The 1,630-nt window shown below is 50.5% G+C and carries 2 protein-coding genes; both read left to right on the top strand.

Translation table 11 applies throughout. The features are described from left to right. Positions 1-699: beta-ketoacyl synthase chain length factor (locus tag Q0257_RS04095; RefSeq protein WP_298021886.1), on the top strand; the 699-nt coding region annotated here is incomplete at its 5' end. After that, positions 689-1,630, top strand: a 942-nt coding sequence (locus Q0257_RS04090) for an ATP-grasp domain-containing protein (RefSeq protein ID WP_298021883.1), incomplete at its 3' end; no start/stop codon positions are given. The genes Q0257_RS04095 and Q0257_RS04090, both read left to right, overlap by 11 nt.

Raw genomic sequence — 1,630 nt, 5'->3', positions numbered from 1 at the left:
GACGATAATGCCGCGACGAAGCACGAAGAGATGCCGCTTGTTTTTTGCTCGCGTCTCGGCGAGATCAACCGCTGTTTTAACCTGCTCGGCTCGATGAGCGAAAGCGTCTCGCCTTCGAGCTTTTGCGTCAGCGTACTCAACGCGATCGCGGCGCAAAATGCGATTTTTACGCAAAACCATGCCGAAATTTCGACGATCTCCGCAGCGTGTGCGCTCGAAAACGGCGCAATAATCGCAGCTACGAGGCTGAAAGAAAGCGCGGAAAATTCCGGCTCCGCACAGGATGCGAACGAAGCAGGCAAAAACGGCGAATGCAAATCGGATAACGATAAAATCGCCCTGCTCTGCTATTTTGAGGAGGCAAATAACAACTATCTGAAGCGCTGTGACTTTGCCTGCGCCCTACTTTTGGTGCTTCAGCGCGGAGATGACGTGCAGATCGAAATTTCGCCGCACGTTGCGGACGCAACGGCACAGAGCATAGAGGCACAAAATCCGAAATCGCGAGCCGAAAATGAAATTTTACGAAGCTTTAAAAAGGGAGGCGAAATCCCGCTAGATACCGCGGTGGAATTTTTGGCTAAAATCCTCTCCGGCAAGTGCGAATGGCGCAGTAGCGACGGGGTTTTAGACTATCTTTGGCGCGTCAAAGATCCCGCCAAAATCGCAGCTTTTTTAAGGCAAAATCGTGAACGTTAAAATAGCAAAATTTCATCGCATGAGCAGGCACGGCAAGACGAGCAATTTTGATCAAAATCCCGGGCTACACGGAGCTGCAAAGGCGCGAATGACGAGCTTTAAATTTAGCCGCTCCGCCAAGCTCAGATATAGTGAAGATTTTAAATTTAGCCACGCTATCGAATATGAGCTCAGCCAAACGGCGCATCTTAAAAGCACGCCGAAAGAATACGCGCCATACGTCCCCAAATCGCGTTGCAATGAGGCGCACTGCGAAAATACGCTGCCGAGGCATACGCAACGAACTAAAAAAAATCCGCCTAAACGGTGCAAGTCACGGGCTATAAAAATTTTACCGCAGCAGTACACCGTAAAATTCCGCTATAAAGACAGATGCGGCGAGCCGAAATGCTACGCGCAGCGGACTGCAAATTTCATATTTTCAGCAGAACAAAGCTTGGGTTACGAGTTTAAATTTAGCCGCGCGATGAACCAAGTAGCCTATCAGGCAAAATGCATACGACAAGGCGTTGCGATAAATTTTAAATTTAACTGCGTCGCGAGCTATAAATTTAATCAGACGGCGCGTCGTATGGCGGCGTCAAAGCAGTGTATATGGCGCTTCGCAGAAATTTCGTCGCAACGGCGCACGCAACAAATCTCGGAAATTTCGTCGCGATTATATGCGCAGCAAAAGATAAAAATTCCATCGCAGCAATACGCGCGACGAAGTTTGCAGCAAACCGCGGAAATTTCACCGAGGCAATGCGCACGGCAAGCAGCGAGAATTCCACAAAATTACAGTTTACCGCGCTCCGCAAAAATTCTATTGCTTCGGCATATGCACGGCGCCGAGATCGCCTCCGAGCTCTACGTCGCCCTCCTCCTGGACCGCGCCGAGCACCGCTACCTCGTCATGTGCTCGCGCGAGGGCGGCATGGACATCGAGACC

Origin of the sequence: uncultured Campylobacter sp. (assembly GCF_938018035.1) — a bacterium.
Lineage (GTDB): Bacteria > Campylobacterota > Campylobacteria > Campylobacterales > Campylobacteraceae > Campylobacter_B.
Note: the sequence above shows the minus strand (reverse complement) of the source record. Positions and strands in the feature narration are given on the sequence as shown.